Source organism: Citrobacter sp. 21OH12SH02A-Citro (assembly GCF_027919895.1).
Classification (GTDB): Bacteria; Pseudomonadota; Gammaproteobacteria; order Enterobacterales; family Enterobacteriaceae; genus Citrobacter; species Citrobacter braakii.
In genome coordinates, this window is sequence record NZ_CP114801.1 from 2,775,496 (window position 1) to 2,801,518 (window position 26,023).

Annotated in this window: 33 protein-coding genes; 7 read left to right on the forward strand and 26 right to left on the reverse strand. The window is 49.1% G+C overall.

Annotated elements, in window-relative coordinates:
- Positions 1-74: 74 nt before the first annotated feature.
- The 3 genes from rsmF to O6D90_RS13470 all read left to right on the forward strand — a co-directional run bounded on the left by rsmF (position 75) and on the right by O6D90_RS13470 (position 2,094).
- Positions 75-1,463 (forward strand): 16S rRNA (cytosine(1407)-C(5))-methyltransferase RsmF, encoded by a 1,389-nt coding sequence (gene rsmF, locus O6D90_RS13460; protein WP_032931304.1) that lies wholly within the window; start codon positions 75-77, stop codon positions 1,461-1,463.
- A gap of 100 nt (positions 1,464-1,563) precedes the next feature.
- On the forward strand, positions 1,564-1,800 hold the full coding sequence (locus O6D90_RS13465) for a YebV family protein (RefSeq protein ID WP_029139506.1): 237 nt from the start codon (positions 1,564-1,566) through the stop codon (positions 1,798-1,800).
- 102 nt (positions 1,801-1,902) lie between these two features.
- Positions 1,903-2,094: a YebW family protein gene (locus tag O6D90_RS13470; RefSeq protein ID WP_016152779.1), complete on the forward strand. Its 192-nt coding sequence runs from the start codon at positions 1,903-1,905 to the stop codon at positions 2,092-2,094.
- Here O6D90_RS13470 and pphA read toward each other — a convergent pair whose 3' ends face one another.
- Together pphA and O6D90_RS13480 are read right to left on the reverse strand one after the other, a co-directional pair.
- Positions 2,095-2,736: a protein-serine/threonine phosphatase gene (pphA, locus tag O6D90_RS13475; protein WP_016156284.1), complete on the reverse strand. Its 642-nt coding sequence runs from the start codon at positions 2,734-2,736 to the stop codon at positions 2,095-2,097.
- A gap of 77 nt (positions 2,737-2,813) precedes the next feature.
- The gene (locus tag O6D90_RS13480; protein WP_019076586.1) at positions 2,814-4,094 is read right to left on the reverse strand and encodes a hypothetical protein; all 1,281 of its coding nucleotides are present in this window, start codon (positions 4,092-4,094) and stop codon (positions 2,814-2,816) included.
- Between the two features lie 799 nt (positions 4,095-4,893).
- Here O6D90_RS13480 and tnpA point away from each other — a divergent pair.
- The 3 genes from tnpA to tnpC are packed head-to-tail and all read left to right on the forward strand — an operon-like array spanning position 4,894 to position 7,271.
- On the forward strand, positions 4,894-5,301 hold the full coding sequence (tnpA, locus tag O6D90_RS13485) for an IS66-like element accessory protein TnpA (protein WP_021567585.1): 408 nt from the start codon (positions 4,894-4,896) through the stop codon (positions 5,299-5,301).
- On the forward strand, positions 5,298-5,648 hold the full coding sequence (gene tnpB, locus O6D90_RS13490; protein WP_021567584.1) for an IS66 family insertion sequence element accessory protein TnpB: 351 nt from the start codon (positions 5,298-5,300) through the stop codon (positions 5,646-5,648). Before tnpA ends, tnpB begins: the two co-directional genes overlap by 4 nt.
- A 30-nt stretch (positions 5,649-5,678) precedes the next feature.
- Positions 5,679-7,271: an IS66 family transposase gene (tnpC, locus tag O6D90_RS13495; protein ID WP_039264109.1), complete on the forward strand. Its 1,593-nt coding sequence runs from the start codon at positions 5,679-5,681 to the stop codon at positions 7,269-7,271.
- 264 nt (positions 7,272-7,535) lie between these two features.
- On the opposite strand, the gene O6D90_RS13500 is transcribed toward tnpC, so the two are convergent.
- The 9 genes from O6D90_RS13500 to O6D90_RS13540 form a co-directional block, all read right to left on the reverse strand.
- Entirely contained in the window at positions 7,536-7,940 is a 405-nt protein-coding gene (locus tag O6D90_RS13500) for a GtrA family protein (RefSeq protein ID WP_016156282.1), read from the reverse strand.
- Positions 7,937-8,890 (reverse strand): glycosyltransferase, encoded by a 954-nt coding sequence (locus O6D90_RS13505; RefSeq protein WP_016156281.1) that lies wholly within the window; start codon positions 8,888-8,890, stop codon positions 7,937-7,939. The genes O6D90_RS13500 and O6D90_RS13505 overlap by 4 nt, the downstream gene beginning before the upstream one ends.
- A 16-nt stretch (positions 8,891-8,906) precedes the next feature.
- The gene (locus O6D90_RS13510) at positions 8,907-10,220 is read right to left on the reverse strand and encodes a hypothetical protein (protein ID WP_032931186.1); all 1,314 of its coding nucleotides are present in this window, start codon (positions 10,218-10,220) and stop codon (positions 8,907-8,909) included.
- Between the two features lie 187 nt (positions 10,221-10,407).
- Positions 10,408-10,827, reverse strand: coding sequence for a tail fiber assembly protein (locus O6D90_RS13515; protein ID WP_016156279.1), 420 nt, complete (start codon positions 10,825-10,827; stop codon positions 10,408-10,410).
- Positions 10,828-10,829: 2 nt separating this feature from the next.
- Positions 10,830-11,693, reverse strand: coding sequence for a gp53-like domain-containing protein (locus O6D90_RS13520; RefSeq protein ID WP_016156278.1), 864 nt, complete (start codon positions 11,691-11,693; stop codon positions 10,830-10,832).
- A complete protein-coding gene (locus O6D90_RS13525) occupies positions 11,686-12,408 on the reverse strand; it encodes a DUF2612 domain-containing protein (RefSeq protein WP_016156277.1) in 723 nt (240 codons plus the stop codon). Before O6D90_RS13525 ends, O6D90_RS13520 begins: the two co-directional genes overlap by 8 nt.
- On the reverse strand, positions 12,405-13,586 hold the full coding sequence (locus O6D90_RS13530; protein ID WP_174588384.1) for a baseplate J/gp47 family protein: 1,182 nt from the start codon (positions 13,584-13,586) through the stop codon (positions 12,405-12,407). The genes O6D90_RS13525 and O6D90_RS13530 overlap by 4 nt, the downstream gene beginning before the upstream one ends.
- Positions 13,570-13,950 (reverse strand): hypothetical protein, encoded by a 381-nt coding sequence (locus tag O6D90_RS13535; protein WP_016156273.1) that lies wholly within the window; start codon positions 13,948-13,950, stop codon positions 13,570-13,572. Before O6D90_RS13535 ends, O6D90_RS13530 begins: the two co-directional genes overlap by 17 nt.
- Entirely contained in the window at positions 13,947-14,564 is a 618-nt protein-coding gene (locus O6D90_RS13540) for a Gp138 family membrane-puncturing spike protein (RefSeq protein WP_016156272.1), read from the reverse strand. The genes O6D90_RS13535 and O6D90_RS13540 overlap by 4 nt, the downstream gene beginning before the upstream one ends.
- A 115-nt stretch (positions 14,565-14,679) precedes the next feature.
- Between O6D90_RS13540 and O6D90_RS13545 the strand changes: the two genes are divergently transcribed.
- On the forward strand, positions 14,680-15,213 hold the full coding sequence (locus O6D90_RS13545; RefSeq protein ID WP_016156271.1) for a DUF4236 domain-containing protein: 534 nt from the start codon (positions 14,680-14,682) through the stop codon (positions 15,211-15,213).
- On the opposite strand, the gene O6D90_RS13550 is transcribed toward O6D90_RS13545, so the two are convergent.
- From O6D90_RS13550 to O6D90_RS13620, 15 genes are read right to left on the reverse strand one after another with little or no spacing between them, the layout of a single operon-like run.
- Positions 15,199-16,143 (reverse strand): hypothetical protein, encoded by a 945-nt coding sequence (locus tag O6D90_RS13550; protein WP_016156270.1) that lies wholly within the window; start codon positions 16,141-16,143, stop codon positions 15,199-15,201. The genes O6D90_RS13545 and O6D90_RS13550 overlap by 15 nt on opposite strands.
- Positions 16,143-16,478: a hypothetical protein gene (locus tag O6D90_RS13555; RefSeq protein ID WP_016156269.1), complete on the reverse strand. Its 336-nt coding sequence runs from the start codon at positions 16,476-16,478 to the stop codon at positions 16,143-16,145. The genes O6D90_RS13550 and O6D90_RS13555 overlap by 1 nt, the downstream gene beginning before the upstream one ends.
- Before the next feature lie 3 nt (positions 16,479-16,481).
- On the reverse strand, positions 16,482-17,285 hold the full coding sequence (locus O6D90_RS13560) for a phage baseplate protein (RefSeq protein ID WP_016156268.1): 804 nt from the start codon (positions 17,283-17,285) through the stop codon (positions 16,482-16,484).
- Positions 17,285-19,081, reverse strand: coding sequence for a phage tail tape measure protein (locus O6D90_RS13565; RefSeq protein WP_271143110.1), 1,797 nt, complete (start codon positions 19,079-19,081; stop codon positions 17,285-17,287). The genes O6D90_RS13560 and O6D90_RS13565 overlap by 1 nt, the downstream gene beginning before the upstream one ends.
- Positions 19,068-19,226, reverse strand: a complete 159-nt coding sequence (locus tag O6D90_RS13570; protein ID WP_016156266.1) for a hypothetical protein — start codon at positions 19,224-19,226, stop codon at positions 19,068-19,070. Before O6D90_RS13570 ends, O6D90_RS13565 begins: the two co-directional genes overlap by 14 nt.
- A gap of 8 nt (positions 19,227-19,234) precedes the next feature.
- A complete protein-coding gene (locus tag O6D90_RS13575) occupies positions 19,235-19,648 on the reverse strand; it encodes a hypothetical protein (protein ID WP_000032481.1) in 414 nt (137 codons plus the stop codon).
- A gap of 8 nt (positions 19,649-19,656) precedes the next feature.
- The gene (locus O6D90_RS13580) at positions 19,657-20,088 is read right to left on the reverse strand and encodes a hypothetical protein (RefSeq protein ID WP_016156265.1); all 432 of its coding nucleotides are present in this window, start codon (positions 20,086-20,088) and stop codon (positions 19,657-19,659) included.
- A gap of 10 nt (positions 20,089-20,098) precedes the next feature.
- Positions 20,099-21,601, reverse strand: a complete 1,503-nt coding sequence (locus O6D90_RS13585; RefSeq protein WP_016156264.1) for a DUF3383 family protein — start codon at positions 21,599-21,601, stop codon at positions 20,099-20,101.
- Positions 21,602-22,090: a phage neck terminator protein gene (locus O6D90_RS13590; protein ID WP_016156263.1), complete on the reverse strand. Its 489-nt coding sequence runs from the start codon at positions 22,088-22,090 to the stop codon at positions 21,602-21,604. It lies immediately after the preceding gene.
- Complete coding sequence (locus tag O6D90_RS13595) at positions 22,087-22,443, reverse strand: hypothetical protein (RefSeq protein WP_181681394.1); 357 nt, start codon at positions 22,441-22,443, stop codon at positions 22,087-22,089. Before O6D90_RS13595 ends, O6D90_RS13590 begins: the two co-directional genes overlap by 4 nt.
- On the reverse strand, positions 22,440-23,012 hold the full coding sequence (locus O6D90_RS13600; RefSeq protein WP_210589830.1) for a hypothetical protein: 573 nt from the start codon (positions 23,010-23,012) through the stop codon (positions 22,440-22,442). The genes O6D90_RS13595 and O6D90_RS13600 overlap by 4 nt, the downstream gene beginning before the upstream one ends.
- Positions 23,013-23,032: 20 nt before the next feature.
- On the reverse strand, positions 23,033-23,395 hold the full coding sequence (locus O6D90_RS13605; protein WP_115643610.1) for a DUF4054 domain-containing protein: 363 nt from the start codon (positions 23,393-23,395) through the stop codon (positions 23,033-23,035).
- 14 nt (positions 23,396-23,409) lie between these two features.
- Positions 23,410-24,378: a major capsid family protein gene (locus tag O6D90_RS13610; protein WP_211941075.1), complete on the reverse strand. Its 969-nt coding sequence runs from the start codon at positions 24,376-24,378 to the stop codon at positions 23,410-23,412.
- Between the two features lie 3 nt (positions 24,379-24,381).
- Entirely contained in the window at positions 24,382-24,873 is a 492-nt protein-coding gene (locus O6D90_RS13615) for a structural cement protein Gp24 (RefSeq protein ID WP_211941076.1), read from the reverse strand.
- A gap of 2 nt (positions 24,874-24,875) precedes the next feature.
- Entirely contained in the window at positions 24,876-26,021 is a 1,146-nt protein-coding gene (locus tag O6D90_RS13620) for a DUF2213 domain-containing protein (RefSeq protein ID WP_271143111.1), read from the reverse strand.
- Between the last annotated feature and the right edge of the window lie 2 nt (positions 26,022-26,023).

Below are 26,023 nucleotides of genomic sequence, written 5' to 3' on the forward strand. Positions count from 1 at the left end.
TATGCTACACTGCGCACCTGTTTTTTTGCCGGTGGTACCAAGTGGCTTATTTTCCCGACGCCTTTCTAAACCAAATGCGTGAAGCAATGCCTTCCACGCTCTCATTTGATGATTTTCTCGCTGCCTGCCAGCGTCCGCTGCGTCGCAGCATCCGCGTCAATACGCTGAAAATCTCCGTTGCCGACTTCCTCACTCTGACTGCACCTTACAACTGGTCGCTCACTCCGATACCCTGGTGCGCTGAAGGTTTCTGGATCGAACGCGATGATGAAAAGTCAGTACCGCTCGGCAGTACCGCGGAACATTTAAGCGGCCTGTTTTATATTCAGGAAGCCAGCTCAATGCTGCCGGTCGCCGCGCTGTTTGCCGATGGTAACACTCCGGATCGCGTGATGGATGTCGCGGCAGCCCCCGGCTCCAAAACCACGCAAATTGCCGCAAAAATGAAAAATCAGGGCGCGATTCTGGCAAATGAGTTTTCCGCCAGTCGCGTCAAAGTCCTGCATGCCAATATCAGCCGATGCGGGATAGCCAATGTCGCGCTAACCCATTTTGACGGGCGGGTATTTGGCGCAGCGTTGCCAGAAGCCTTCGATGCCATTTTGCTGGACGCGCCGTGTTCCGGTGAAGGCGTGGTGCGTAAAGATCCCGATGCGCTAAAAAACTGGTCGCCAGAAAGTAATCTGGAAATTGCCGCAACCCAGCGCGAACTTCTCGACAGCGCCTTTCATGCCTTGCGTCCCGGCGGCACGTTGGTTTACTCGACCTGCACGCTGAACCGTGACGAAAATGAAGACATTATGCAGTGGTTGATTGAGACCTACCCGGACGCCGTCGAGTTTTTACCACTGGGCGATTTATTCCCTGAGGCTGAACGCGCCCTGACCCCGGAAGGATTCCTGCATGTGTTCCCGCAGATCTACGATTGTGAAGGTTTTTTCGTCGCGCGTCTGCGCAAAACCGCCGCGATCCCTGCACTACCGACGCCAAAATACAAAGTCGGTAACTTCCCGTTCAGCCCGCTTAAAGGACGTGAATCCGCGCTTGTCACTCAGGCCGCTAACGCCTGTGGATTGCAGTGGGAAGACACTCTGCGCCTGTGGCAGCGTGATAAAGAGATTTGGCTATTCCCAACTGAGATTGAAACCCTGATCGGCAAAGTCCGCTTTTCCCGACTCGGCATCAAACTCGCTGAAACGCACAATAAAGGGTACCGCTGGCAGCATGAAGCCATCATTGCTCTCGCCAGCACAAATCACAGCCATGCGTTTGAACTGACCCTTGCCGAAGCCGAAGAGTGGTACCGCGGACGGGATGTCTACCCGCAGACCGCACCGACCACCGACGATGTGCTGGTTACGTTCCAGCATCAGCCGATTGGCCTGGCGAAACGTATTGGATCGCGATTAAAGAATAGCTACCCGCGCGATCTTGTCCGGGATGGCAAACTCTTTACAGGATAACGCACGTTTTTACTGGCGCTTTTGCTAACGTTGACTACGCTGAAAAATGGACGGCCTAACTGGTCGTACCACAACCAGCAAATAAACGGAGAGCACGATGATGAAAACCAGTGTGCGCATTGGCGCTTTTGAAATCGACGACGCCGAGTTACATGGCGAATCGCCAGGGGACCGAACGTTAACCATTCCGTGTAAATCCGATCCGGATTTATGCATGCAACTTGATGCCTGGGATGCCGACACCAGCGTCCCGGCTCTTCTTAACGGAGAACATTCAGTTCTATTTCGCGAGCACTACGATCGTAAGTCAGATGCCTGGATCATGCGCCTTGCCTGATTCAAAAAGAACCCGTCGCCAGACGGGTTATTTCTTGGTTAATTTCCCTCATCTATCAACATCTTCTACACTACAGGTATGGCTTTACCATTTGAGGATGGAATGTTCACGCTGGTTCTTTTTGTGTGCTACCTGGGTGGCGGTTGTGAAGATATCGTTGTTGATGTCTACAAAACTGAGCAGCAGTGCCTGATATCGATGGACGATCAGCGTATTCGTAACGGCGGATGTTTACCCGCGGATGACTACATCGACAGCTTCTGGCGTCCGGCCCAGGAATACAGCGATTTTTGATTATTGCAGTTGCACCAGCGTCAACTCGCCACCAAACACCGCACCAGTATCAATATAGTGCAGATTCTCGTGATCCAACCGCTGACGCAGAGGCGTATGGCCAAACCAAAAGTGATCCGCGCCGCGAATGCCGTTGCCTTTATTCATCAGCCTTGTGCGATCCCATAGTACCCGCTGTAAATCGACCTCTTTTTGCCACTGATAATTATCATCAGGGTAATCTGCGTGAGCAATAACGTGTATGCCGTTCTGGCAACGCAGCTCCAGAATCCAGGGTAATTGCCGACACGTTTCAAGAGCGGCTGTCGCCGCTGGCTGCTCCGCCTGCGCAAACCACGAACCGCCATTCATAAACCACAGGAATTGCTCCCCGGTTGCCAGCGCGTCCAGCCCCATCTGTTCATGATTCCCTCTGACCGCGATAATCCAGCGTTTACGCAGTAGTTTCAGGCAACGCAAACTGTCAGGTCCGCGGTCGATAACATCCCCCACTGAAACCAGCAGGTCCTGCCACGGATCAAAATGACACAGGCGCAATTTCGCCATCAATAATGAGAAGCAACCGTGGATATCCCCGACCACCCAAACATGTCGCCAGCGCGTCGCTTCCACTCTTTGATAAGCATTGTCAGGCAGTCCCATTTGACCTCCTGTACACAAATATTGCCCTGTTCTAAATTAAACCATAGCAGTAAAAAACAGAGCGACCGAATCATACATCACGGTCCTACGCTATCCGCGCGTCGACGAGGTACTAACGCGACAGCTTCCAGTTCTGCTTCCAGTTCAGCTACTATAGATTGCAGGTCATAAGTGGGTGCATTACGCGCACGAGCTCTTTCTTCTCTTTTCTGTTTACAACACAATTCCTGATAGAAATCATTAACCGCAGGGATATCCCCGGTAATTTTTATCACATCATGTTCATGATAAAACAGCAACGGCGGCCCACCTTTGGTATCAAATGCAACGGCCTTAAGCGGCGTGAGCTCCATCGCCTCAATAAAACCTTTGTCACAAGTCAATATTCCAGGGAAAAAATATCGCTCATCATTTCCTGTATTGAAGGTAAGTGCTTGCTCTAAATATCGACAATGAGTCAGATCCCAGGCCATACCATGTAATGCCGACCACATATTTTTCGACTTTTTATGTATTTTGTTAAAAAACCTAAATTCTGTCCCTCGTATAAAAAACTCACTCGCTAGAATTAACTCTCTTGTTGCCAAAAAGCATACTTTGGTGTGAGCAAAACTTAATAGATCGATCAATTTATTTTTGAGCGATCTGGCAGGCGATTTGATTTGGATGATACTCATCATAAGAACATAAGCGTAAATACTATCGTGCCTGTCTCTTAACGCACGCCTGAACTCAGAGTCTTTGTTTTTGGTGAGCAGTGAGCTAAAATGTCTGTCGGTATTAAGAAAAAGCTCACCTTGCGATATTTTTGAGGTCAATACTCCGCTGGTTCCTGACTTAACGAGATCAACATCTTTTATAAATTCGTAACCCATCAACTTATCGAATATTTTATGGTGATTCTCTTTCTCATCCAGATTTTTAAGGTTCTCCAGCTCATATAACACAGAGTCTACCTGCGTATTCTGATGAGAAATAAATTTAAATATTTCTTCGATGTCATCATCCAGACCAGAAACTTTACCATTGATATATGGTCTGAGATAACTTAATGCCTGGCTATCAAGAGATATTGAGTAATCTATTTTAAATGTGGAGTGTCCTTTATCGCTGAACATTTCCTCTATGGTTTGAGGATCCATAACTAAAACATTTTCATCATTGAATAAAGAGCGTATAGACGCCCCATGCTTGAATTTCTTGTTAGTTTGAAACCCCGGATATGGCCCTTTAGGCGATGAAAAGACAAATTTATACTCTGGGATTAATAGATAGAAACTGGTGTATAGTTTTAATGCTGCAGAGAGATCTTCAGCATTACCAATCTCCATCACGAGTCTTTCTTTTAACTTTTCCATTTCTTATATCTCGTTATTGAGAAACTGAGTCCATGTATCAGGGGCCAGAACGGCATCAATTGATGGATAATTATACCGCTATTGATACAAGTGAGTCTAAACCTCTCGGCACTAGTGACAACTGAAATGCTGGCGCATAAGCAGACCATACGCCTGGAGAACAGGAAAAAATGGGCATCACGATCTGATCTTTTTCTGCGCAAATGAAGTGTAAATGTTAAAAGCAGTGTGGTATAACGAAGAAATCCCGAATTGTGATATGCGGACAAATTTCGGAAATTTTCGGACATGATGTCCTAAGTGATTGAAATAAAATCCACATAAAAAGAGACCGAATACGATTCCTGTTTACAACTCAAAACGTAATAACCTATAAAATTCAATAAGTTAAAACAAAAACCAATTAAAAAACACCTCCTAATACTTACTATTGCGCCCATTCAAGATCAATCAGTTGCCATTGGTTTCGTGGTGTCGACGGGAAAAATTCGGGATCGTATGATCCAGCGCCCACCCATTTTTAAGAATTCATCAATTAACAAAACCATCATTCAGATTTACCTTACAAACTCCTTTTAAATCATTACCTGTGCGCACCACTTTTCTTCCTGCCCTATACTTTCAATCTGACATATGGATGGAGGTTTCTATACGTTGATGCTTTGCTCTGGCGTAAAATGCATGAAGAATATCCGACAAAATTCTAGATGGTCGTAAGCGTCAAGCCACTGCCGCCTGTTGCGATTACTAACGATTGACGATGATAGAGTCCTCTTATTAACGTTAATGGACTCTATCAATGTCAAACACTCTTCAGCCCCGCAGGGCGCGGGCGTCCTACTCAATGGACTTTAAGCTGGCTCTCGTCGAAAAGTCATATCAGCCTGGAGCCTGTGTTGCCCGGTTGGCGCGGGATAATGGAATTAATGACAATCTGCTGTTTACCTGGCGCCAGCGTTACAGACATCTTCTGCCCGATGAAATACAACGGTCAATCAGAGAGCAAGACTCTGTTATCCCCGTTGTCCTGCCTGATATGGCCCTGTCACACCATGCTGAGCCGCACTATGAACCCGCCGCTCCAGCCTGCCGCGAGGCCATGACATGCGAGGTGACTGTCGGCGGTGCCAGCCTGCGTCTGTCCGGGGATTTATCACCTGCACTTCTGAAAACGCTGATCCGCGAGCTGACCGGGAGGAGCCGATGATACCCTTACCGTCAGGCACTCGTATCTGGCTGGTTGCCGGGGTCACCGATATGCGTAAGTCCTTCAATGGTCTGGGCGAACTGGTCCAGCATGTTCTTGATGACAATCCGTTCTCCGGCCACCTGTTTATCTTCCGTGGTCGTAAAGGTGACACCGTGAGGATCCTCTGGGCTGATGCTGACGGTCTGTGTCTGTTTACCAAACGTCTGGAAGAGGGACAGTTCGTCTGGCCTGCTGTACGCGACGGCAAAATCGCCATCACCCGCTCACAACTCGCCATGCTCCTCGATAAGCTGGACTGGCGGCAACCTAAAACTGCACGCCTTAACTCACTGACGATGTTGTAAAAAGCGCATGACCGCATTATAAATGGGGTCATGAGTCAGGACTATCTCGCCCGTATCGCTGCGCTGGAAGACGCGCTTCGCCAGAAAGACAGCCAGCTCAGTCTCGTTGCTGAGACTGAGTCGTTCCTGCGTTCGGCGCTGGCCCGCGCAGAAGAGAAAATAGAGAACGAAGAGCGTGAAATAGAATATCTGCGGGCTCAGATAGAAAAACTGCGCCGAATGCTGTTCGGTACCCGTTCAGAAAAGCTACGCCGGCAGGTCGAAGAAGCCGAAGCCCTGCTGAAACAGCAGGAGCAGCAAAGCGATCGTTACAACGGCCGGGACAATGATCAGCAGGTTCCGCGTCAGTTGCGCCAGTCCCGTCATCGTCGCCCGTTACCGGAACATCTTCCCCGCGAAATAAACAGACTGGAGCCAGCTGAAACCAGCTGTCCTGGTTGCGGTAGTGATATGGCCTATCTCAGCGAAGTCAGCGCGGAGCAACTGGAGCTGGTCTCCAGCGCCCTGAAAGTGATCCGCACGGTCAGAGTGAAAAAGGCCTGTACCCGATGCGACTGCGTCGTTGAAGCGCCAGCGCCCTCACGTCCTATCGACCGGGGCATCGCCGGGCCGGGTCTGCTGGCCCGCGTGTTAACGGCCAAATACTGTGAACACCTGCCGCTGTATCGCCAGTGCGAAATCTTTGCCCGTCAGGGTGTGGATCTGAGTCGTGCGCTGCTCTCCAACTGGGTGGATGCGTGCTGCCGGTTAATGGCCCCGCTGGATGAAGCCCTCTACCACTACGTGATGGACTGCCGCAAACTGCATACGGATGACACTCCGGTGCCCGTGCTGGCGCCGGGCAGAAAGAAGACGAAAACCGGGCGTATCTGGACATATGTCCGTGATAACAGAAGCGCGGGTTCATCAGATCCGCCAGCGGCATGGTTCGCCTTCTCACCGGACCGACAGGGGAAACACCCTCAGCAACATCTTCGGCACTATCATGGCGTGCTGCAGGCAGATGCCTTCGCAGGGTACGACAGGTTGTTCAGCGCAGAGCGTGAAGGTGGCCCGTTGACAGAAGCGGCATGCTGGGCTCATGCGCGGCGCAAAATCCATGACGTCTATATCAGCACCCGGACGGCCACAGCAGAGGAGGCTCTGAAGCGCATCAGTGAGTTATACGCGATAGAAGAGGAAATACGCGGCCTTCCGGCATCTCAGCGGCTGGCCGCCAGACGGTCCCGAAGTAAACCGTTGCTGATATCCCTGCATGACTGGTTGGTGGAGAAAAGAGCCACTCTGTCGAAAAAATCCCGGTTAGGCGAGGCGTTCGCTTATGCACTGAACCAGTGGGATGCCCTGTGTTACTACTGCGATGATGGTCTGGCAGAGCCGGATAATAACGCTGCTGAGCGCGCGCTACGAGCGGTCTGTCTGGGCAAGAAAAACTACATCTTCTTCGGCAGTGATCATGGTGGTGAACGTGGTGCCCTGCTGTATGGTCTGATCGGAACGTGCAGGCTGAACGGTATCGATCCAGAGGGTTACCTTCGCCATATCCTGAGCGTATTGCCGGAGTGGCCCATCAACAAAGTGGCCGAACTGCTGCCATGGAACGTAGATCTCACCAATAAATAGCCGTCAATACGGCGCTCACTTAACGCTTACAGATGGTCATGGTATACAACCATAATAAGTGCGATTTATCTGGGATGTCACTTCTATCTACTGGGGGATATCCAGATTGAATCTCGATGACAACAGTTTGCTGGCTGATGCCACATATAACGTAGATCGACTGCTGTTTGTAGTCCCGGTAGATCTTTTAGAAGAAAAGCCCATAAATAGGCTTTTCTATATTTAATGTATGGTTGCATCAGTAAATTATGAACAACCAATAATTTAGGATCGAACTTCTTTGCGAAACAATAAGAATCTTGATGTTGCCAAGTTGACAACCATACCGGCTATACTTCCAGCCGCTACGCCGATGATCGGGATTTCAAGGACTATATTATATGTAGAGATTAGCCAACTATAGAGTCCATAGTTAACTGAGCCACCACCTAGCATGAGAACAAAATATGAGAGAAATTCGTTTTGAGGCTTCATGCATGAGCTTTTATCTTTGAAGGTTATCTTTCTATTGAAAAACCATGTAACGACTACTGCTGCAAAAAAGGAAAAAGCTCTGGCTATGTATGGTCCGCAATACCCAAGCAGAAGATAAAGCACTGCGGTATCTACCAGAAAACCGATTGCCCCACTAATTCCAAAGAAAAAAATCTCTCTCAGAGTTTTTATCATTTATCTTCTCTCATACACGGAAGTGGTATCCCAAGGTAGACCAGTCGCTTCATTTCATGTCTTCCTCTGGTCACATTGTCCAAGACTAAACCACAAACGAATGATAATGCCGCTGCAATCATGATAGAAGCAGCTAAAACCGCAGTTGGTAGCCGGGGAACCAGTCCTTCACGAAGATATTCGGTTAACAGAGGGAAGCCAAGTAATAATGACACAATCGCCATGGTCAAAGAACAAATTCCGAAAAAGGCAAATGGGCGTTCACTTATATAGAGTCGACCAATAGTCTTTAGTATTCTCCAGCCGTCGCTATATGTCGACAATTTACTGACAGACCCTTCCGGACGCGCTCCGTAGGCGGTCATTACTTCACCATAGGGCATGCGAAGCTCAAGAGCATGTACTGTCAACTCAGTTTCAATTTCAAAGCCATTGGAAAGGGCAGGAAAAGATTTCGCATATCTACGTGTGAAAGCCCGGTACCCTGAAAGCATATCGGTAAAATTTCCACCAAATATCTTAACAACACTTTGAGTCAGTATATAATTACCCCACTGATGTCCGCGTCTATATGCTTCACCAGCAATTTCCTCTTTTGTTTCTCGACAACCAACGACCATGTCAAGACGGTTATCAAGCAGCCTATCGACAAGACTTCTAACAGCACTAGCATCATAAGTTGCATCCCCATCCACCATCACGTAGATATCAGCATCAACGTCGGCAAACATACGGCGTACAACATTTCCCTTACCAGGAAGTTGCACAGATACCACTTTAGCACCTGCATTTCTGGCAACAAGGGCAGTGCGGTCAGTCGAATTGTTATCAAAAACATAAACATCAATCTCTGGCATAGCATCACGAAATCCATGAACTACTGCTTCGATCGCTGCTTCTTCATTATAGCAAGGAACGATTAATGCCACATGCTGATCACGATAATACATACCGACCTCATTAAAGTTATTCTTTTGTTTTAATTGACAATAAGATAAATGGAACGCTTGCTGATGTTGCCAAGATTGACCAATATGCATACCTAAAATCAGATGCTACGCCGACAAATAGATATGCTAGAAGATACAAAAAACTTGACGTATTTAAAGCAAGGAAAACATCTCTGGCAAAACATTTGCGAGACAATAGGCCATAAAGTGAAAATACAAAAGAGGCCATAAGCCAGAATCCTGGTTGAAATATGATTGTATTTTTCAATAAATTGGTTGTCGTTTCAAGTATTCTGAACAGCCCAGTTTTTTTGTATTTTAGCCCTAATGAATTTTCTACAGTATGATCACCTAAGACTGAATTTGGATGCCATAACAACTTCATGAAGTTTGCATAGCGGTGATTCAGGTACGCCCTAGGTTCATGATATATTGCAAAAATCCATTTTTTCATTAACGATCCGTCATCCCATGAACCAGAATTTCGTACTTTATTTAGAACAAAACTACAAGGTCCCCAAGCATAAACGTCCCATGCAGCCGCATCATAGCAAGTTGAAAGCATCTTTTTACCTTCATCACCACTCCAATTTTCCTCAAAATAGTCTTTACCTGAAAAATTGGAAATACCTCCAAGATCGAAAACTATCAACGATTGATGGACGCGAGATTTTGCAGCATTTAAAAAACCGTAATTGAAGGTTGTCGTTAATAAAATGCAGCATGCTGGAAAAAGAATGCAAACGACACTCCATTTCTTCCATGACTGTAAATCGCTTTTACTTAAAAGCAACCATACTAAGGGTAACAAACCAAATATTGCATTAAATCTCACCATGCTTCCAACAAATAGCATAGCACCAGCCATAAGAAATATTTTCTTATATCGTCCGTTATCTACAGAAATGCCTAAACAAATAAGCCCTACAGCATACAACCAAATAACCGCATGAAGTACATCCTTCCAAATATGACTTAGCGTACCAACTGCAAACGGCATGAAACCAACAAGAATAACTGCTAATGATATTTTTTTATACGATTGTGGAATCGAAAGGGATATAAGTAATAACCCTCCCCAGTATAGAAGGCATTCGAGCAATAGCATTCCGAATGCTCCAGGTATCCAGTCATTCGTGATTGCCCAAATGAAACTCATAATCGGAGGATGCCAATCATTAAAATTAAAATGCATCGCCTGCTGGTATTGATCTAACGCATCACTAGTGATTAAGCCAGGGAAAAAGGCTCGCAAAGTCATTAGCAAACCAAAGGTGGCGAAGGAAATTTGAGTAAGTAATGCTTTTTTACCGAGTTTTAATGTTAGCATTGAATTATTTAATCTTGAATAGTTCTATAAGGGCTAATGCTGCGTATTGTCCCATACGAAATATGTTCAGGCAAGCATTCCAGAGATTTCCTAGTGACAAGAAGCCCTTGATGTTGGGGTAGAGGTAGTGAGTGGGATAAATACCGATTGCTATCGATGCGCATTGATACAGCAAAACCCGTATGGCCTACGCCTCCGGTAAAACAGGCCAGTTAACATGCTCAGGGTCGGTTGTCACATCAACCGCCTTAATCTCGTTTTTATAAGCCATCCACGCTGACAGCTTAGCTTTGTTGGCGTCGCTGATTTCACCCAGCATCAACTCTGTCCGCCAGTCGAGCATTACAGCATCAGCATTGGTTAGAAACCTCTTCTGTTCGTTTTCTGCTATCCGGATTAACTCTTCATAGCTCGGAGGGGGAATATCCAACCATGTAGGATTACCGTCTTTATTAGCCCCGAGAGTTTTACCTTTTGGCGCTGCGGACGTGAAAATTGTCATTGTTTCATCATCAACATCAACGCCGTTTTCAGGCCATGAGCCAGCGCTGATATATACCTCTTTTAGAGCTTCCGGGTAGAAAGATCCTTTATAAAATTTATTCATTCTTAATACCCCAGTGCAATAAAACAACAATCTTCGGTACCCTCACCGGATGGTGCCCAGTTCTGAACGCTGATGTGCGTTCTGCTCGCAATACGCACATTCATCGCGGCATTGTAGCCAGATGTTCCACGGTTTCCGGTCGCAAACAAGCCTGCATAGGGAAAAGCAAATGGTAAGGCATATCCAGCATCAGCTCCCTTTTGTGTTGCCACCGTTCCCCACTGCAACATAAGTTTCACCGGGTTTCCTGTCGTCGCAATGCATGGGATGTAGATGTAGCCATTACCTGACATCATTGACCTGAAGCTGTCTAAATCAAGTAACTTTGAGGCATTATCTGCTCCAACATCTCGTGTTGCAGCGGTCCCTAACTGGAGCGCATTTCGGAAGGCTGATACATTCTGAATATCACCACCGTTTGCACTTTTCTGCATCGCTCCAGCGGCCTGTTTTACCGTTTCTTCCAAATGAAGGTTTGCGAGACCGTTTTTTGACGTTAATACAGGAGTCCATTTTGCTGATGGCGGCTGGCTACCAATATTTGCATTTTGTAAGGACTGATAAGATTCACCGTTATGTGTACAGATCGAACCGATATGGTACTCCTGTTCTGCATGCCACTCTGGAACCCCCATTTGGTGCTGATACGCAATGAACTGACTCATTGCATACATTGCCGCATTGAAGTCCTCAAGCGAGGGGTGTTCGGAAGCGCCAACAATTCCCCATCCGCGAAGGAAAGATGCCGTGATCTGCGAGGTCAGGTCATCTGCCTGATTTGTTCCACCAAACACAGTTCTTTCCATTCCCTGTGCATCAGAGGCAAAAGCCCGAACATTTCCCTGATATCGTGCAATCTTAGACATGGATTTTCCTCGAAAAAAAACCGCCCTGGTAGGCGGTATTAAACTTGCTGGCGAATCCTCTGGCTGAAGGGTTTCGCGAGAAACCGAATGTCAGACCAGGAGTCACCCGATAAAAATAATCGTATCGAACGCCCGCAGGTTTCGGCAGCAGGCCAAGCTTCACAATCAGGCGTAACTCTTCAACTGATACCCGCGGCGAAACGTTCAGCGCAAGCGTCATGTCTTTTCTGTCGGTCACGTAAGCTTCGCCGTTGAATGCCGTCTGTATAACATCCTGCAGGCTGACCCGATCGTCTGACGCAATCGTTGCACCTGCGGCGTTTCGCGCAATTTTGACCCGGAGGAACCTGCGATACTCATTGTCAGCCAGTTGATAGTCACCATATGCCGGCGAAAACTTGCTGTAGAAAGGTGCGCCGACATACGCCGCATTAGATTTACTGTCGAAGCCTGCGGTATTCAGATGTCCGTCAAACCCGAAAAATACACGGGCAATAACAGCAGGCACGCTGCGGGGAAGTCCAACTATCCGGCCAATCACATCGAGCCTGTATCCGGTAACCCGGTCGAGATCAAAGTTATCTGGGTTACGAATAAAATCGGCGATGATTTGCCAGTGCCGGACCATGGACTGTATCTCTGACCTTGCTTTTTTCTTTTCCCAATATTGCTTGATGAGCATTAGCGTGTAGCGGTTAATGATGTCGTCATTCACTGGACCACCTCGTTAACATCTATATTTTCCACACTCAACGTGAATTTTCCCTGAAAGCCTGGCGATAACTCAGCATCGGTGTAATCTGCCCCATTACTGCTAATTTGCAGATTGGTCAGCACAAAATTTACTCGCCCTACCCCATACCCATTCTCATAAAATTCATTGGCATCCACAGACTCACCAATATGCATGGTGCGTGATGCAAGAGATTTTTTGAGAGTATCGATATCTATCGGTTCACTTTGAATCTTCCGGCGGGCATTAAGTCTGATATGAAGCGGCTTATAGATGGGCCGATCAAACTGAAGTTCATGGGCTATCAGAAATGCAGTGCCGTCAGGCCGAATCAGAGTCTCCGTAAAACGTCCGGTTATGCTGCCTTTCGTTCCCGTTCCACCGCCTTTCTGTTTAACCATCACCTCCACAATTTCTGAAATCGCTCCCCCCTCAACGACCAGCCATATTGAATTGGCCGGGATCCCCGTCGTCGGATTATCAATTTTCGTGTCGTTCTCGCCGATATTCAGATCAATTACACCTGTTAGTTGAGCAACTTTAGCGAAAACCGCCCCAGTGCTACCTGTTGCCGGGTTCTCAAGCGACCGGTTCCGGCGTTGTCTGAATTCTTCAGGCGTTTCCTCATCCCGACCGACCACAACCGCGGAATCAGAGATAATGCTCACAATCCCTGGTTCTGGTGTGAGTTGAGTGAAGGTATCGTTCACAAGCCCAGTAACTTTCCCAAAGTTTTGAGCAAAAAAGGTAGCTGTTGTGACGCCCGCCGGAACAGTCACGTCCTGTCGGATAACCCAGACCTGATTTGCCTGGTCCCGTATCTTGTACCCGCTATAGAGAAGCACCGGCCTGTCTGTTGTGACTTTAAGGTCGCGCTGAGAACGGGATCCAGGACGAAGGAAAAGCCCGTGAAGTTTGGCGATAATCTGCTGCATATCACCAGTATTAAAATCGGGGTCCATTTGGGAATAAAGCCATTGCAGCGCGGCTTCAATATCTGCCCGAGCCTGAGCTTCGATTGCCACGCGTTGACCGTCGGGAGATTCCTGGTCTAAATCGATATCCTGACCATAAATTCCCTTATATCCGTCGCTCAGTTCCTGAAATAACTCCCGGAGAGTGTTTGTCTCAAGGCCGTTGTCGCTAAACTGTAGTGCCATTCTTCAACGCTCCGTTGACCGGGAAGGTGATCGTCTGCAGGTCATAGACGGTCTCAATACTGAGTTCGATTTTTTGTGACCGGGTGGCCTTATTGACCTCCATCGCCAGAGCGGTAATGCGCATAACCCCATCCGTCGCCAGCGTCACGCGCTCTATCTCCCGCAGAATCTCCTGCTCGGTGTTTTTCTCTGATAACAGGTAAAGCCAGTCGATGTTGTCATCCATGTTGAGAGGATTATCGTTTTTGAACGAGCGGATCCGGCATTTGGCTTTCTGCGCGATAGCAGCACCGCCGGTTAGATAGTTTGCCTTCCCACGCCCAAATCCCCAGTCGTCATTTTTATCAAGTGCTGAAACAATCATGAGATCTCCGTGACAATACCGTTGGTAACTGTGATTGTTTTCCCGTCATCGCTTCGAAATGAACCAGACACCCCAGACTTACCGCCTGTCTTTACCTGTGAATATTGGAGTACATTTAGAACATCGCATTCTTCCAGAGTCGTCTTACCCTCTTTCTGGGTAATATTTCCTGTGAGGTTTAAATCACCCTCGTGGTCAGAATCCCCCTTCATCATCCTGTTCTTCTTAGGGATATTGATCGCGGTAGCCTGTGGATTAACCCCACACAGAGCGAAGCCATCTGAATAATCGTGCATACGCATTTCAAGTGGTGAAACAAAGTCGCTACCCGCATACCAGGCGTCATAACAACGCTCAGAGATAAGGACGAGGCAATAGTCACCAGCCGCAATTGGTTCGGCGATATAACTATCACCGCCTTGCAAAATTACCGGGGGGACTTCAATGAACTCTGGGAGTTGCTTGCTGCTTCCTTTCACAACCCGATTGATAACGGGGACGCAACTGATTGTTTTGTCATTTACAGACGTTATTTTTGCGACAACAATGGTGTGAACATCGGCCAGAGCAAATTCAACACCCAGGCCGATAGTGTCGTGAAGTTCTTCGATCATAAATTAAGCCCATAAAAAACCGCCAGAGTGGGTTCAATGGATGGCTAGATAAATACTCATACTAATCGCCGTAGAGCGAACCTGCGCCAGCGTTTAACACTAAGGAGAGACACTCATGGGATTCAAATTCAGACAGCGCATCAAAATTGCACCAGGTATTCATATAAACATAGGTAAAACAGGCATAACTAGCGCATCAATTGGTAAGGCTGGTGCTACCCTGAACGTTGGTAAAAAAGGGGTAAAGGCAACCGCAGGCATTCCCGGTACCGGTTTGTCTTACACGAGTGGAAACTTGCTCGCGGGTCAAAAGAACTCCACCGGGAAACACGCTGAGAACGTAGAGGAACAAGCACCTGAGCGGCTTGGTTTCTTTTCGGAGTCAACGTTGTTAGAGGATGGTCAGGAAGATATTCAACCACCTCGCCCATTGGTCATGGTATTAACCCATAAGCAATTTAGAAAACTATCAACCGAGGAGAAAACGGCATTTAAAAATGCAGGTGGTAAGGTGAAGTTTTCAATAGGCGAGAAAATTTTTATTCTCACAGTCATTATTTTTGCTCTTGGCTGGCTTTCAGATCGCCACCCACCAGAAAAAACCAATTCCAGCGCAACGCAAGAAGTAAAATCTTCAGTTAACAACTGAGTAATTTCCGGCAGGCTGGCATACCACCTTCTGATACCAGGCTGCCCCGTTGTTCTGCCCGCTGGTTTCAATCTGGTATATCTTATAAACCCCGTTTAACGCGGGGTTCGTCACGCTTTCAACAGCGCAAAGCCCACCGATCACCAGCATAGGATTCAGTTTCGTTTCGAATACGATCTGCCCTTTCGAGGATTTGGCTAAGGTACTCGAGTCAGTATCTTTTTTGCCTGCCGGATCCGTATCAGGCTCATTGGTTGGCATCTTGGCTTTCTTCCCCCCGTCATCCTGTGCGCTAATCTTCGTTGCCTGAGGCGTATTTAGAAGACCGCTACGCGCATTCACGACTGGAATGTTACCCGATGTAACCTCATTAGCCTTGAGGATGTGGACGCGCTCATCTTTGATGAAAAATGACTCGTCGGGCGCAAGGGTATCGGTAAGAATTTTACTGGAGCTACCTACCAGAACCTTCGGCCTGATGAGTGCTTGTTGCTTCGTCACAGAGCCTTTTTTCGTGTTTGGCATATCCTGCAAGACAGAATCGACGACCTGATCTTTCCCGCGTACCGTGCGCGATGTGAAGGCGTTGATATAGTCGTGGCCACCGTCTTCACATTCCAGGCTGACGATGTGGATCGCCCCCTCACGCTTTACTGCTCCGCTTTTAACCGAACCCTGAAATACCTGGCGCAGCTTGCCGTCGTAACCAACCTCGAGTCGAACGGGGATATACTTCTCTTCATCTTCGGACTTGAGCAATTGCAGACGCGTGGAAGGCTTTAGCCCGTTGATGGACACACTCAGCTTGCCGAGTGACTTCTTGTCCACCGTTTCCAGCGACTTGAATGACACGGTGATCGGTGGCTCGATAATCACTGCTTGATTGCCGATCCCCACCGTCAGCCGATAATCACGGTAAAAAGTATCCATCACGGCACGTCTCCCCCGCGAATATCAATCATCTCTTCCGGCGTGACCAGATACATTTCGATGCGACCACTGGCGAAGTCGTCAGCCCGATATGGGTCAATGCCGTTGCCGTCCGTCGCCTTGGTCATAATATCGAAAGGCCAGTTTTTGTGACGAAAATGCAGTGTAGCCAACGACAGCTTCACGCCGTCGATGTAGTCATCGTTGTATTCCACGCGCATTTTCCACATTTCAACCGTGGGCAGATAACGAATAGTGACCACAGCCTCACCACGGTCAAAAATCAGGATATGACGCTGGATGGGTTCATCAGTTATGTTTGCTATCAGATCCAAAGGCTACCTCCCATATAGTGATTTCACCGCATCGACTGTCGCCTTCCAAGCAGATTTCGATTGGCCGGTTTTCCTGGAGTTATCTGCCGGGGTCTGCGCCCCCTTATTAGCAACGCCCGCCGTTTTTGATTTAGCAGCTGCTGAGGGGGATTTGAAATGCTGCTCTATCGGTGCGGTAGTCAGTTGCGTGAAGGAGATTTTTGTAAAACTAGCCTCAAACTTAGTTTCCATCGTTTGATTGTCGGTACTGATGATAAGGCCGCTTAACGCCATATTTTCATGGGTGCGATAATCCACCTCCACGGAAATAAGCTGCTTGCCATGGTAAACAGCCTCAATGAAGTCGAGAAATTGTTCACGTATCCCTTTTGCGCCACCAGTAGACGGATTGCCCACCAGTCCGAAAAGGTCAGCACCTTTATCAGCCAGGCGTTTTGCCTTTAAGACGGCCTGCTCTGCGCGATCGGCAATCTCATTCATTTTCTGCAACTGCTGCTGCGTCTTTGTGGGGATGTACTCCAGCACCTCGCCATACTTCGAATAATCTGGCATCAGGCTAAAAGAAGAGTTTGGTTTCGCATCGACATAGATATCGGCAACAACACCGCTGATTTTTATCGTCAGAGGGCCGTTGATGATATCGTCAGACGCGTTACTGCCATCCTCCAGCACGTCTACAGGAACCTGAGACGGGTATTCAGTAGCATCGCTCACTCGGGCAAACATTGAGAACCCGCCGATCCCTACCTTTTTAACAGTATCTTTGCCCGAGGATTGCGCCTGCATGAGGCCGTCTAGAATTCCCATTATTTCCCATTCCTCGAAAACATTCGTTTGGCGTCTTTTTGTTGTTGCTGTGTACTATCAGCAACAGCGTTACCTGCCGCAACAGCATCAGGTGCAGTGATGTAGTTTTGCTGGCTGAAGGTATACGAATTGTTATAGGAGGAACTATCACCACCGAGGCCCACCGCAGCATTCATGCCGTAAGGAATACCACCAGGACTCATGCCGCCGTTACCGCCGCCAGTTACACCCTGCTGCGGTTCATCCTCACCGAACCCGAAGAATGACTTTGTCGCATTCCAGGCATTTGAAGCAGCGTTGCTGATAATATTGCTGATGTATTCCCCCAGCCCACCAAAGATGTTTTTCGCCCAGTCAATAAAAGCCGTGAACGGTTTTTTCATCAGTTCAACGCCATTATCGAAGATTTTAACCACATCCCCCCATGCACCTTCAAAATCGCCCGTGACTAACTTCCATAGTGCTGAGAACATCAGCTTCGTGTTTTCGATTGCAGTAGTGAACACATCAACGACAAACGCGCCGGCATCGCCAAACACGTATTTAATCGCATCACCAACGACACCAAATGCACCAGTGATAAACGCCATGAGAGAATCAAAGACATTCTGCGCATCGTTCATCGCATCCTGAAAATCACCCGTAAACGCACCTGTGATGAGATGCCATACGAATCCGAACATGGAGACAATGGCATCAGCAAGCGGTTTAAACACACCAATGGCGTAGTTTATGAAGGCCATGAGCGACGCTTTCGCCTCTTTCAGTGCGGGAACAATATCTATTCCCCAGTTATCTTTGAAGAAATCAGCAATAACGCTTTGGCCACCTTCCATAGCCGTCAGCAAATCATCGATAACAAGAACGACTGCGACAATGGCGGCAGTGATCAGTACGACAGGAGAGAATATGGTTGCCAGCACCGTTCTAAGTCCTATAGCTGCAATTTTCCAGGCTACAAATCCGGTAGTAATAAGACCAATAATCGGCAGGAAGCGGCGGATCATACCCATGACGGAGAAAATAATTTCACCAAGATGGGCCAGCCCGTTTTTGATGAGATCCTTATTAGCAATGAGAAAGTCCGTAAACCCATCCACCAGGTCTTTCAGTACCGGCACAAATCCGACGGCAACCTGAAATTTGATACCATCAAAACCTTTCCCCAGCGTAGTCAGAGAATCGTTGTAGGCTGCAAACTGATCGGCCTGGTCTTGCGTCACAACACCAAGCGCCTCAGCCTTGTTCTGCAACGAAGATATTTCTTCGCCCGTCATGGATAGCAACTGCACCATGGAACGGTCGATACCCATCTTATCCAGAACAGAAAACTTCTCTGCCTGGCTCATACCGTGCAGTTTGTCGGCCAGTTCACGAAATATCACATCGGAGTTTTTTACCTGCCCGTTCATATCCTTGAACTGAAGGCCCAGCCTTTCCGCAACGTCTTTCGCCTCTCCCTCACCGGTGGAAACGAACTCCCCCACTCTTTTTGTCATCTCACCCAGCGAAGCCTGCAACGCATCAACACTTGAGCCATTTACAGACGCCGCGTAGCCCAGTGACTGAACGGTCTCGATCGCCACGCCCGTTTCCCGGGAGAACTGGACCAGCGGATCAATAGACTGACTGACAGACGTCACCCAGCCAGCAACTCCTGCAGCCGAACCGGCGATAGCAGCCCCAAGACCGGCAAGCAGACCAATAGACGCTTTCAGATTCGCATTGAAGGTTTCCTGCGGCGCCAGATCACCGATAAAGCCGAATTTGGTAATAAGCTCGTTAACTATCGCCATTCCGGGCTTTCTCCATCTTGTAGTGTTGAATGTCTGCGCTGATATTCTCGAACTCAAGCATGTCAAACAGCTCAGGTGTGTCTAATTTAACAAGTTCGTGATAGGGGCCGTATCCGGCCTTTGACAGCGCCAGATACATGCTCATGTCATCGCTTATGTTCGAGGATTTAACGTAAATTTCTGAACGTCTGGAGCTTCTGAACGTGAGTTCATATTGCTCCCGCCCATAAAAGGCAGGCTGATAACCTGAAGCGCTGTTGTGATTAGCATGACGTAATCACCAGGGTAGGATTCGAAGTGTTCCGGCTGCTTGGACAGTTGCACACCGTCAAACAGAACGTAATCGAACATCAGGCGTTCAATTTCCTCGAATCGCTCTGAGTCCAGAAACTCAAGAGACTGCCGCGATAACTCAGAGGCAATGCCTGTGAAGAAGGCAAAAACCTTGCGGCGTTTTTTGTGTGTCATCGCTGCAAAGTCGTAGCGGTTGCCGTTAATCTCAGCAAAACCGTCATCGTAGACCGCCTTGATCATCTCGAGTGCTTTTTTCTGCTGTTCTTTAGACATATCTGGCCTTATACGTTACGCACGACATTGCGGTACTCAATGGTGTATTCCATCAGTGCGTTAACGTCCTGGTTGTTTTTGGTTTGCGTCGGTTGTGTGGTGATAGAACCGGCCTGTAGATCGTAAGTTTCCTTCAGTGCCGCGCCGTCGCGCACGAACGACTCTTTAACTGAGCCGTTAAGGACAACGGGGATCGCGGCGTTGCGCTGCTGGTTAAGCCAGATATCATCGTTAGAAAATTTCTGGACACGTATCACCATCACATGCACCCCGGCATCAACACGCCCGGAGATTGTGACGCCGTTATTCGCACTATTGGCGCGGCTTGTAAGTGGATTGGATGGCGTCAGCGTGACGTAGTCCCCCGCAGCGATATCCGTGATGATTCGCCCATTCAGAACGATGGTCGCGGTATCTGCACTGATAACAATCTGAGACATTTACCGCTCCTTATTTATTAAAATTGATGATGATATCGGCACTGTGAACAGCACCAGCATTCTTCACTGCAACCTGAACAACCGGGGATTTGCGTTCCTGCCTGTCTGCAGTTGACTGGTCTTTCAGGTCACCGGCCAGCACGTAATACCCGTTTTGCTCGATATTTCGCAAAAACATATCCCGATCCCCGAAGAAGTCTGGCAGCGTCCAGGTACCCGGATTGAACACCCCAGCCTTCACAAACCCATGTGTGGTTTTCTCTACACAGTCCTCTAACTGATCGACACCGTAGTAGGTTTGCGGGACTTTGGTCGGCGTGGTTTTAAGGAGGTTGAAGGAATCCGTCTGCACTGCGTCAACGTAGGCCATCAGGTTATAGACGTTGTCGACAAAATCATTAGCACCGCTCGACAGCACGCAGGGAACGTCTTTAATCGTGGTGTAGATGTCTAGACCTACGCGCTTCGCTTTGTCGATCTCCGTCTGCTCATAACTTTCGGCCGGCACGTTCATCGTTTTGAGGTGCAAAGTGATTGCAGTGCGTTCTCCGTTGAAATTAACGGTATGCGTGCGCGCCATATAGCTGACACCAAATTTCCGGTTGCCTGCTTTGCTGTAGAGCATGCGGAAATTACTCTGGCTGGCGAGTGTTACCGCCCATGCCGGGTTAGTCGGATCAACTTCCAGAGCTGCCGAACCGGTAAATGTCTCATACACGATTACCGCGTTCGCTTTAGCCCATGAAGCGATCAACGGCACCTGCGCATCGAGAATTTTGTCGATGAAGGCCGCGCCTTTTACGTTGACCTGCGCTTTGAGTTTGCTGAGAGATTCCTGTTGTGTTTCCGGTGAAACCTCTGTTGATGCACTTCCGTTAGTCTGTGATGCGCCAGAACCCTCAGCAATCGCCAGCAGATCACCAATAAAAGAACCATCGGCGATCGCTTTCGAAAAACCAACCACAGAGTTAGCCCCTGTTGATTTGCTAGTGATCACTATACGGCTGCCATCAAAAACAACCGATGCGACCGCTGGCGTAATTTTCGCCTGGATTTGTGCGATGACATCTGACAGTGTCGCCGCCGTCATGCCATTAATTGCGGTCACATCGTGCTTCGTACCGTCAATCTCAATACTGAATGACCAGTCAGACTTCTCGCGTAACGCTGGCAGTACGACTGCCTGAGAAATCTCACCGCCACGCAGTACACCGCTGGTCGCAGGCAGCGTTTCCCCGGCAGCGTTCCAGTAACCGACGATCAGCGTGCCGCCCGCGGATACCGGGTTAGGACTGGTCCCGAAAAACACATTCGCAAAAGCTGCGGTGACTGAAGAAGCCCCCCAGTCCTGTTCGACAGCAGATGCGCTTTTGTATGAACGCCAGCGTTCAGCAGTGCTCAATACCCCCGTCTGGCTGGTCAGAATTGCGCAAACGTTGATGTTATCTCGCGCCGCCGCCCGTCCCTCTTCGAGAAGCGTCACATTAATGACGTTATTAATTGATGCCGACATTTACTTGTCCTCTAAAAATTGAAACTGCGGCGTATCGATGCGCAGTGTCTGCACGTCCCGCGCAGGGGCATACTGAACATTGAAACTCAGGTGAACACGGTTGCCGTGGGACTGTCCCAGGAGTTGCCCCACATCGATGATGTTTGAGACGGCCATGATGGTGAGTGAATGCGTGCGGCGCAGTTCGTTCGCGTGCTGGCTTTCACTCAGCATCAGGAAGCTTTCAGCGTTGACGTAAGCCTTATCCCCGTAAAACTCCAGTACAATCGCGTGGCTCACTGAGGCGCTATATGTCATCACTTCAGCGTCACCATTAAAGCGCTGGCCCCGGGCCAGCACTGATTGCGGTAGTGAGCCGTTTACCACGATATAACTGGTGGAAAAGTCGGACGCCTGCACGTTCCGACGGTCGAACTTGATCAGTTGCTCATCGTAGTCCAGAAGGTCACGCACGAAACGCGCGACAGCTTTCAGATGGGGTTGTGTCATGGCGTTGGCACCAGTAGCGAGAGCCGGGTTTCCTCGGCGATGACAGCGCAGAATCCGTAATCCATAAAATCGGCCGGGGACACGACTTTGTAGTCCTTGCCTCCCTTCTCAATAAACTGACCGGTTTCAATTTTCAGCCGTGCATGAATCAGCAGATATTCTTTCGACCAGTCCAGGCTATCCAGCGTCAGATTCTCTTTGTTCGCACTTTGCACCACCGCCAGAATGTCCTGGCTGTTAACAGTCACGACCGGTTCAAAATCGATGGTGGTTTCAGTGCGGGTTTTGAGTTTTACAGGCTGTTCCCAGCCGATTAACGCTTCGCTCATATCAAGGTCTGATAAGTCGCTCACTTACGAACCTCCCACGTTATGGCACCACGCAGGGCGCCTGTATCAATTAACGGCGCAGACGATCCTTTAGCCTTTTTAGTTGCAGCAGTGATATCCGGCCAGGTGCCATACCCCGCCGTTTCAAAGGCTTTCACGCTGATATTTCGCGCCGTCGCGCCTATCAAATTTAAAGCGGTGTCAGCATCCATTCGCCCGGACCCTACGGCCTCACAAGCCTTTTCGATTGCCCGGTTAATTTCCGACTTTTTGAGGGTGAATGGAGCGCGAAGAAAGGAACGTTCAGGGAGTGTGATCTTGTGGGCTGCCGTAAAGCCGCTAACCGGCCCCATGAAGGTCTTGCGGGTGAACGTAGCCTTACCCCCTGTTGCCATATATCCGGTGCCACCTGGATGATCGATTTCAGCGCCGAATTCGTGCGCCGCCCCAATCTCGATTATTGATGTTCCATCATCATTGGTTTTGTTTTCCACCTTGCCAGCAGGCAAACCCACAGCGACGTAATGCGTTTTCATCGCCTGCAGGTTCTTCAGGTATTCGGTGGTAAGTTTTAGCGTCTCTTCCGGAGTCATAAAAAACCACTCCCTGTTAACTACCGTAGCGCCAGCACATGCACACCTACCAGCTTACGAAGTCTCAGGTACTCCTGACCGAATGAGCTTGAGCCATATCCATCATGACTGGCCCCAAACCCGGCATCGGGCGCAGAGTAGCCCAGGGACACGCCTGCAACGGATCGACTGGTGATTGTCTGGACAGGCTTGCCATTGCTACTGCCGGAGGGAGTAAGCGCGCCAGCCGCATACAGCAGATGCGCCGCTAAAGCATGAAGCCCTTGTTCATAGAGCTTGTTCCATACCTTGCGGCTCATCTGGTTTGCTGCATCCTGTAGCGCCCCTTCTATTCGAGCAGGGGCAACACTGGCGAACTCGGGGTAACGAACGGTGAAATCCATGCTACCCCCTGTGATTACTCTGCCGGAGAGGATTTGTAATCCACATACACTGCGGACTGCGGCTGTTTCCACATCGCGCCACCGAAGGCAGAACGATAGCCACACTCATAGGTCAGCAGATCACGCTGTCGTGCCGCCAGCAGCTCCGGCATATGCACTTCCATTTCGACGTAATCGGCTTCGTAGGTGTAGATGGCCAGGCGGGTTTTACCCGCTTTGATACCTACCGCGTAATTGCTTGGAACTTTTACGAAGGAAATGTTGAAGGACTCATTACCAGAAGCCTTGCGCAGCGCCGCCATAATGCGATCCATTGCCGCAATCGGCAGCAGGTCAGTACCCACAACGATCGGGTTAGGGTCGAATTTCTGCATGGCAAGCATAAAGTCGCTGGCGTCCATTGCGATATTCGTCGGCTGAATGCGATAGTTGGATTTGCGCCAGGCCACGTTGTAAGCATCCAGAACCAGCTTCACGAACTCATCAGAGGTCATGTCAGTAATGGTCTTTCCTGACGAGTCAGTGACGAGTTGAACGCTCTTGCCTGTCAGCAAGCCTTCCTGCCCTTTTACACCCTGGTGGCCGACGTAGCCCGCATACTGAATTGTCGCGAGGGCGTTGGCATACAGATCATCCTGCTTTTTCGTCTGCAAGTTGATGTTGAGGCGAGCGATTTTCTCCAGTTCCTGCTGAGTCCAGGTTGCGCTTTTAGCCCACTGGCCAACAGGAGCCTTCAGCCATTCAATATCGCTATCAATAGTTTTCAGGCTGTTGGTTTTGTTACCAATGATGCCGTCTTTAACAGAGCCCATCACTTCAGATACACCGAAATCAACGTAATCAAGTGAGTAATCTAGACCTTCTTTAACCGGAAGGGCTTCACCGATATTAATCTCCGGCAGCTCTTTTTCCTGTAACTCCATGTCACGTTCGGTCAGCGCTTCCTGCAATACTTCTTCAAAATCTGCTGATACCATTGGCATTTGTTATGCTCCTTCCGCTGGCTGTGCTGCCTGCTGTACGTAACCGAGGGTGATAGCCACGCAGTTATTACCCGCGCTCACATCTTCCACCCAGTAGCCCAAATCAATGTTGCCGGCTGCTTCTGTTGTCACCTTCCCGGCATCGTCCCCCGTCGCCACGATGTAAGCCGCCGCGCCACGAGTAAAATCAGCGTCATCGACTGTCAGCGCGCCAACACAATCGCCGTGGGAAAAATGCCCCACGTTGACTTGCTTATTGTGCGGTGCACCATCACCGTAAATATCACGCACCACAATCCCGTGAATGCGTTTGCCAGCTGCGAGAGGCATCACGCCGCCGTCCGGGTTGACAGCTACGAACGTGCCATAGGGCAACTTCGTTTCGGTCAGGTTCTCTTCCCCCCAGACTTTATCGTTAGAGCTGGAGGCGCGTTTGATTGAACCTGGTTTAATAGTGCCATCAGCGCCGTCCCAATCAGTAAATCCGAAAGCCATAGTTATTTACCCCCAAGGCGTTGAGTTGCGGTTTTAGTACTTTGTTTCGCTGAGTCGTTAAATAGGTGTGAGCCGATTTCGCTGCGCGGCTTTGATGTGGCCTGAATAGCTGCGTATGCCGCGCGGACTTCGCTATCAGTCATCGCTTTAACCTCGGCATCGTTAAACGCCTTAGTGCTCACCAGCACGGCGGCGCGCACGTCACGCGCTGATTTGGCATCATTGAAGCTGACTTTAGGGAAACGGGATTTCGCGTCTGCCAGTGTGGTGCTGGTTTCATTGCCGGATTTCAACTGCTCCAGTTCTTCTTCCAGTGCTTTAACCTTCGCTTTCAGATCGGCGTTTTCGGTTTCCAGCGCAGTGATTTTCGCGTACTTGTCGTCACCACCAGCGGCAGGATCTTCATCGTTCGGCGATGGTGCCCCCGTCATGCCTTCCAGTTGAGTTTTAAGGTCAGCGAGTTGCGCCAGCACTTCCTGAGCCTTTGCCGTCGCCTCGTCAGTCCCTTGCCCCTGGAGTTCTTCTAGTGCTTTTTCCAGCGCGGCGATCATGCCGACCAGTTCGTCAGGAGTTAGCGCAACACCGTCAGCATCCTTCAGTTTTTTGCCCTTCAGGAAACTCAGGGCATCAGTTAATGTTTTGAACATTGGCTTACCTTTTTTATCGTTTAACTTACACTGAGGCCCGTAGCGCCCCGCGGCCACGCCCGCGACGTGATTGCCGCGAATGTTGATGTGGTAAAACTTCCCGTCCCTTTCCTCGAGTTCGGCAGGCTCATACCCAACGGACACTTCTCGGATCCCCGTCTCTTCCAGCGTCTCGATTCCCGCGGCATCCGTCAGATAAACGTCGCAGACCACCTCGCCGCCCTCAATACGGGTATTGGCGATATGACCGGATGCTTTGTCTTTGTGGTCTGCTGCGGTGACTTCCCCGTCGTCTGGGTGCGTTATGGTGAACGGGAGGCCATTGAATGAAGCGAGAGTTTCGGGTTTTGATAGTTCGTCGAGGGTGCGAACTACGGTGATTTTTTTGTTGGCATCGCTGCCAGTGAGTCCCAGCTCGTGACCGTAATACTCAATCGGCCCGGCGCGGGTGATCGTCGCAGTGGTAATCACGTACCCCTGCGGTGTTCGTTTCCACTTCATTG